The organism is Pontivivens nitratireducens (assembly GCF_014235845.1).
GTDB classification, from domain to species: domain Bacteria; phylum Pseudomonadota; class Alphaproteobacteria; order Rhodobacterales; family Rhodobacteraceae; genus Pontivivens; species Pontivivens nitratireducens.
Map to the genome: position 1 here is coordinate 1 of NZ_JACJUQ010000037.1, position 6,129 is coordinate 6,129.

The following is a 6,129-nucleotide window of genomic DNA, read 5'->3' on the forward strand; positions in this document are numbered from 1 at the left end:
TCATGGCCCGGCTCACGCTTTCTCCAATGGCGCGACCCCAGGCATTCCTACTTGAAGCCTAGAGTTACGATAGTATACTGATGATCGCAATAGTATATTATAATTTTTGCGGTATACGTTGATCACGATACCTTTAGGCACGTAACATGCGCTCGTTCAAGGATTTAAGCGGCTTTTGCTACCTTCGGTTGCGCATCCTACCTTTGATGCGCACATTCGTTCTGCTGTCGCTCGTCGGTTGTCCGGCGCTCGCCGGTCCATGCATCCCCCCGCCTCGGCCATTTGTTCCAAGAGATCCGAAGGTTGCCACGGAATTTATGGACATCCTCCGTCATGACTTCGAACTCTACTTCCGTGACGTACAGGTTTATTTTCGCTGCCTCGACGAGGAGCGTGCTCGCGCCTTCGAGGAAGCGCGCGAAGTCAGTGAGGAATATGGGCGCTTCTTGGGCTCGCTTCACCGATAACTTCGGGGCGAAGCTTTTGGTCCGAGTTGCGCGGGTTCCGAATTTGATAACTGGACTACGAGCGAAATTCAGCCGAGGCCCGTTCGAGCCCCGTCGTCAGCGGCTTAGGGGTCGGGTTTCAATAAGCGAGCCACGCTTCGGCCGGCCGACACAATGTAGGGCGGCATGGACAGCGAATAGTGGCCGCAATTTAGTTCCAATATGCTGGGCTCGGCCCCGGCGTCCTTCAGCCCTTGTATCAGCCGTTCAGAAAGCTCCGGCAGCACCACCTTGTCTCGTTTGGCCAATACCACATTTAGTTCGAGATTGTCCCGCGCAAGATGATGCGCATGGTTCACCAAGTTTAGTGGTCCCCATGCCCTTCTGAGATCGTCCAGTTCGATCGCGGGCTTGATGCTTTCGCAAATCGTTCGAGTTGCGCGCCCGGTCCACACCATGTCAGCAAGACTTCCAGCGGTCAGGAATAGCGCAGCTTTTGAAACAGTTTTGTCGTTGGCGGCAATCAATCCGGCAACCCAAGAGCCCAGACTCATTCCGAGTACAGAAATCTCTTTAAAACCTTGCTCCCTTAGCCAACGAATAAGCTTTCGACCGTCCCATACTGCCTGCCTCATGGATTGCATCGTCCGTCCGAGATTCGGGCTTAGCATGTAGTCGGCATAATCGGCGCCGGGACGGCTACGTTCGAAGTGATACGGCAGTGCCATCTCGACTACCGTGATCCCACGCCGGGAGAAAAAGTTCGCCAACTGTTGATACCGCGCGCTTGCATTCCAATGGTGAAACACAACCAAAGCTTTATCGAATGATCTGCTTTCTGTTACTTTCGCCCAGACGAGATTGTTCTCTGCGACGTCAGTATAAATTCCTGAAGGAAATTTGGCCCAATCTCCTTTGCGTTCGACGACCAAGTCGTTGTTACCCGGTTCATCGAAATAGGTTGGGTCCTCGACAGCCTGGTCTGCAAGATTACAGAAGGCCTCGATACCTGCCGGATGTCCGGAGCTAGGGAAGGCAAGTTCAGTGTCCAGAGCGAAGTCTGTCCGCCTCTTTACTTCGTCCCCCCGCTCTGCGCGTCGCTCATCCCAACGATCGAGCCAGCTATGATACACTTTCTTCTTCTCCTTGGTCAGTCACCCGCCATGTATCGATGCTTGGATAAATCAGGCCGTAGATTGCAGACAGCAGCCCGGTGCACAGCAAGATCGAGAAGCCGGCGACCGCGCCGATCAGCACGTAGACGATGACCAGAAGGGCGATGAGCGCCAACATCATTCCCAATTCTCTCCAATTTCGGCCACGTCCAATGTCTCCTTGCTGACGCAACACGGCCTGGACTCGCATAAGCCCATAGAGAAACACAGTGCAGGTCGCCAATACGATCAGCAGGCTGCTATAGTTCGTCGGCGTGCTGTATTCGAGCCAGTCGCTTGCCTTCTCATGATTTCCCAAAACTGACAGGAAATCGTTAGCCAACCAAGCCGTTATGGTCGATTCACTTGATAGCATAAAAGTGCTTTGGAGCTTCATGCATATGGCAATCAAGAGTCCCAAAATACAGCACCGAAAAATCCCACGCATGATTTTGAGACCGACTTGATTAGGCTGACATTGATATTCTCCATCTACCCACGATTCAGACTTTCGTCCAAGTTCCCAAGAATCGTGCGCTATTGTGAAGAGCAAAATGAGTCCTGCAAAGAAGAGAAAAAATACCGCACCCATGTAGAGATAGGCGAACCCGGTGAACGCGACCGCCTCCGGTATTGAAATGACGTGCGGGCGCTCAATCGCCATCCGAGCCCATTCCACCGGGTAGTTGCCGGTATCGCGGGTCAGTAATGGGCCTAAACACCTATCGATCCACTGAAGAACCGTAGCTATAGGTAAACAAACAAGAAAGGCCGCCCAATACGTCACCGAAAAGGTCGCGACTTTTCGCACCCACATGTCGTCATTCGCGATTCCTTCACCTTCAGGACTTAACAATGACCCCCTTGTACCCCTCCAATAGACCACTAAGTCACGCACGAATACGAAGTATAGCGGCATGAGCACCATGAAGAGGAGTGTCCAGTTCGGTGCCCATAAGTACCCAACCTGCTTAATCACACCATTCGCCTGCGGAAAAACAATGCTGTGAATGCCCAAAAAGTAAGAGGAAAATCCAAGGGCCACTGCCCCTGCGAACACTGACGCCGACAAATCCAAAGGGGATCCCCGGTTGAACACGGCCTCCGATGTTCTCGCCAAGCTAAATCTCCGCCTCGGCCATATAACCTCACCTTTGTGCGCCAGCGGTGACGGAACCACGGTATCAACATCGATTGCCGCGTTCTGAACCGTATCTGGAGGACTATGCGCATCGTGGCCGTCTGACCCCGCACGCAGCGCTCGCCTCCTGGCTACCAATCGTGCCCGGGCCACACTAAGTTCCGTTTGCCACTCGCTGGTCGCCTTCGGATCATCACACCCAAACACCCTTGCCAACCATCGAATGTTCTCGGTGCTGATTCCTTTCTCGTTGTCTTGGTACCAAAGCTGCACCGTTCGCAGCTCGATCCCGGACCGGTTGGCTTCGATCTGAGTGATTGCGGTAGCAAGAAGTTCGGGTGTCCACGGCCCCAAGGGTATCCCATCTTTGTCAGTAGGCCGACCCGCTCCGGCCGCGCTCAGCCGTCTGAACAACTCCTTAAAGTCACTTCCGTCATCCAACGGAGGAACAAAGTATTTTCCATTTTTTATCAAGGGCGTACCGTTGTTCGTTTCGTTCTATTTCGCCGGCGTTCGCTTCGTATCGTGAATTCGCGGCTCACGACAGTGCAACTACAGGCAGTGTGATTCGATCGCCATCCACTGGGCCAGAAAATGGCTGAAGTGATCGAAATCCTGCTTGGTGGTTGGAAACTGGAAGGAAGAAAGCGGTGAGACTGTTGAAAGAAGAAGCAGAGCCCATAGCCCGATTGTTTGGAAATGATCGGGAGCGCACGGTTGGATGGGTATACCTGTGGAATTCCTCTGAGTTGTCGGTGCTCTGGCTGGACGGACAGGTACCTGCCGGATCTATCGAGCCGCCGCTTCATCCCGAAGTGCTGGCAGAGGCAAAATCGTCGACACCAGTGAAAGTGATCGAATACCTCGAAGCGCTTTCGAGTGGCGGCGAGCATACCCAAATTAGCAGGCCTTAATAGTCATCGGAGCAGGTCTTTCAAAAATATACTATTGGCGCAATGAATATAAAATATCTAGAGAGACCGTCAACCTGCCAAAACTGTAGGAGAGTATTCATGCCCAAAGCGCTTACTCGTTTCGTCGTCCTTGTCGCTCTTGGCTCCACGTCTTTCTTCGGAACGGCCGAGCGGGTTAGGGCGCAAACCTATCCGATCGATTGCGCGATTCTCCTCTGTCTTTCAGGGGGTTGGCCCGCATCAGTGCCATGCTCACGCGCCCGCGCGGAATTCATTCGAAGAATAACCCCCTGGCCAGTAGAGCCTCCATTGCAGATATGGCGTTGTCCGATGAGAGCATCCCATGAACTCAATGGCACTGGTAAAAATGGCGGCCGTATCTTCGACATTCTGTTCGATATACCGCGTCATCCGCTGCTCCAGACGATTACCGTTGCCCCATCTCAGGAAGTCGGCCTGTCATCGACGGGCGTGTTCCCGGCGGAAAGGGTTGAAACGGGTGATAAGAGCAGTGACTTTTCTATTACGCTTGGTCGAGAACGCGCCGACATCGACATCAGCGGTCCGGAGTTTAACTTCGTGCGCTCGATACGAATCTTTGATGTGCGGAACGCTCGACAATATGAGGCAGGCAGCGAGGGGGACTGCGAGCGGAGCGCGGTCGTTGTACTTGGAACTTATGGCGTTCAAGGAGACTTCTCTTGGCAGCGTTCATCGATCGGAACCTTGCCGAAAGATCATGTGGGGCTGGAGAGGTGGGGCGACAATTGTCCGAGCATCCGCCACCGTTCGGTATTCGTCGAGTGGCGCGATTACGGGGGCAAATATGGCTACGAGCAGGTCAACTACTGAGCCCAGTCGGGAAAAAGCCATTTGTTTTAGATGAACTCACGCCGAAGGGCAATTTTCTGAGTGATGTGTATCGGTAGACCTACATCACGCCTTCACGCTCCAAGCGCTTGCGCGCCGCTTTGCGAGCCCGGCGGATCGCTTCGGCCTGTTGGCGAACTTTCTTCTTAGAAGGCTCCTCGAAGTGCTGCTTGAGTTTCATTTCGCGGAAAACGTCTTCGCTTTGAAGCTTTTTCTTTAAAACCCGAAGAGCCTGATCGACATTATTATCGCGGACACTGACCTGCATATGGATAACACTATTACTCATGGCGGCCGTGCCGGCTTCCTTCGTCGGTACGATCGGTTTCATCGGCATTGTCGGTCCATATGTGGCACGGCTTCTTTTAGGGGAAGATCAACGCTTCTTCTTGCCCGGAGCAATGCTAGCTGGCGCGCTGATCCTTTCGGCCACATCTGTGCTCTCGAAGGCCTTGTTCGGCGCTGTCCTGCCCATTGGCAATGTCACGGCATTGGTGGGCGCTCCCTTCTTTGCCGCTCTTATTCTGACCAAGGGGCGCAAAGCATGGTGACGCTGCAACTTGAAAACCTCGTTGCGCGCTATGGTCGGCATGAGGTCCTCAGCAAGGCAACAACACCGCCAATTCGAGGAGGCAGTGACGGCTCTTGTGAGGGCAAATGCGGCTGGTAAGTCCACGCTGTTTCGGCGCATCGCAGGACAGATGCGGGGGGCAGGGACTGTGCGCTTCAGCGATGCAGCCACGGAGGACTTGCGCTACATGCCGCAGGATACGGGGATGAATGCAGCGCTGACGGTCTACGAATCCATCATACTCGCGCTGAAGCGCGGTGGGAGCGGTTGACGCCTTTCTACTTCCGAGCTAACGGCCGTGAACGACGTATTGGCCAGATTGGGCATCACCGCTCTTGCTGAGCGGCAATTGCCGGAACTGTCAGGCGGGCAACGTGAGGTCGTATCGATCGCACAGTCGCTGGTGACGCGGCCGCGGGTTGTCCTCATGGACGAGCCCACCTCCGCGCTCGACCTTTGCCTCCAATACGAGGTATCGGAGGCTTTGCAATCCTATGCTGCTGAAAGCGGAGCTGTGATGATCCTCGCTTGGCATGACCTAAATCAGGTGAATACAGAATGCTCGGTCATCATTTTACCTCATAATGATCTCAAGCTGGCGGAAATTGCTGTTGAGCGGTTTCTCCGCGTTCCAGTGTCATGCCCGCAGTTTGCTGTGAAATCGGCCAACTACAGCAGCTAGGTCTCTTTTCGATCCACCCGGATCAACAACAATGGTTCCGGAATGGACCAACAGAAGCACGCCGCGAATGGCGAGTTCTGTCAAGAACCAGTTCACGTCACGTTCTGACAATCCCAAGCATTCTGGTGCCGTCACAACGACCTTATCCCCTTGATTTAGCGACAGCAGCAGTTGCTCTCGTTGGATGAGATGCTTTCGAGGACGCGTAGTTTGCCCTTCAAACTGGTCACACCAAACCTGTTCAATTACCCCATGCAGCGAAATTTCTTGTCGCGGGAGTGTCCTGACCTCTGTGTATCTGGCCCGGTCCATGCGGTTTCAGATACTCAAGCGTCGAAGCGCTCGCCGAAC

9 protein-coding genes are annotated in these 6,129 nt (G+C 53.9%); 6 read left to right on the forward strand and 3 right to left on the reverse strand.

The annotated features are described in order from the left end of the window. Positions 1 to 146: 146 nt before the first annotated feature. Positions 147 to 467 (forward strand): hypothetical protein, encoded by a 321-nt coding sequence (locus H1S03_RS17165; protein ID WP_249777988.1) that lies wholly within the window; start codon positions 147 to 149, stop codon positions 465 to 467. A gap of 104 nt (positions 468 to 571) precedes the next feature. Here the strand turns inward: H1S03_RS17165 and H1S03_RS17170 are convergent, their stop codons facing one another. Both H1S03_RS17170 and H1S03_RS17175 read right to left on the reverse strand, forming a co-directional pair. After that, entirely contained in the window at positions 572 to 1,579 is a 1,008-nt protein-coding gene (locus H1S03_RS17170; RefSeq protein WP_185805292.1) for an alpha/beta hydrolase family protein, read from the reverse strand. Further along, a complete protein-coding gene (locus H1S03_RS17175; protein WP_185805293.1) occupies positions 1,569 to 3,215 on the reverse strand; it encodes an RcgA family putative transporter in 1,647 nt (548 codons plus the stop codon). Before H1S03_RS17175 ends, H1S03_RS17170 begins: the two co-directional genes overlap by 11 nt. A 176-nt stretch (positions 3,216 to 3,391) precedes the next feature. Between H1S03_RS17175 and H1S03_RS17180 the strand changes: the two genes are divergently transcribed. Together H1S03_RS17180 and H1S03_RS17185 are read left to right on the forward strand one after the other, a co-directional pair. After that, positions 3,392 to 3,655, forward strand: coding sequence for a hypothetical protein (locus H1S03_RS17180; protein WP_185805294.1), 264 nt, complete (start codon positions 3,392 to 3,394; stop codon positions 3,653 to 3,655). Positions 3,656 to 3,754: 99 nt separating this feature from the next. Beyond that, a complete protein-coding gene (locus tag H1S03_RS17185; protein ID WP_249777989.1) occupies positions 3,755 to 4,507 on the forward strand; it encodes a hypothetical protein in 753 nt (250 codons plus the stop codon). Positions 4,508 to 4,586: 79 nt separating this feature from the next. Here the strand turns inward: H1S03_RS17185 and rpsU are convergent, their stop codons facing one another. Beyond that, positions 4,587 to 4,793, reverse strand: a complete 207-nt coding sequence (rpsU, locus tag H1S03_RS17190; RefSeq protein WP_185805296.1) for a 30S ribosomal protein S21 — start codon at positions 4,791 to 4,793, stop codon at positions 4,587 to 4,589. A gap of 19 nt (positions 4,794 to 4,812) precedes the next feature. On the opposite strand from rpsU, the gene H1S03_RS17195 reads away from it, so the two are divergent. The 3 genes from H1S03_RS17195 (at position 4,813) to H1S03_RS17605 (ending at position 5,778) form a co-directional block, all read left to right on the forward strand. Continuing rightward, positions 4,813 to 5,076 carry an iron chelate uptake ABC transporter family permease subunit gene (locus H1S03_RS17195; protein ID WP_249777990.1) on the forward strand — a complete coding sequence of 88 codons (264 nt, stop codon included), beginning with the start codon at positions 4,813 to 4,815 and terminating at the stop codon, positions 5,074 to 5,076. An 84-nt stretch (positions 5,077 to 5,160) separates the two neighbouring features. After that, entirely contained in the window at positions 5,161 to 5,367 is a 207-nt protein-coding gene (locus H1S03_RS17600) for an ATP-binding cassette domain-containing protein (protein ID WP_249777991.1), read from the forward strand. 27 nt (positions 5,368 to 5,394) lie between these two features. Beyond that, positions 5,395 to 5,778 (forward strand): ATP-binding cassette domain-containing protein, encoded by a 384-nt coding sequence (locus H1S03_RS17605; protein ID WP_271694222.1) that lies wholly within the window; start codon positions 5,395 to 5,397, stop codon positions 5,776 to 5,778. Positions 5,779 to 6,129 lie beyond the last annotated feature (351 nt).

Bases quoted from the DNA above. Each gene is read 5' to 3' on its own strand.
- H1S03_RS17165 (WP_249777988.1), top strand. From the start codon at position 147: ATGCGCTCGTTCAAGGATTTAAGCGGCTTTTGCTACCTTCGGTTGCGC.
- H1S03_RS17195 (WP_249777990.1), top strand. From the start codon at position 4,813: ATGGCGGCCGTGCCGGCTTCCTTCGTCGGTACGATCGGTTTCATCGGC.
- rpsU (WP_185805296.1), bottom strand. From the start codon at position 4,793: ATGCAGGTCAGTGTCCGCGATAATAATGTCGATCAGGCTCTTCGGGTT.
- H1S03_RS17185 (WP_249777989.1), top strand. From the start codon at position 3,755: ATGCCCAAAGCGCTTACTCGTTTCGTCGTCCTTGTCGCTCTTGGCTCC.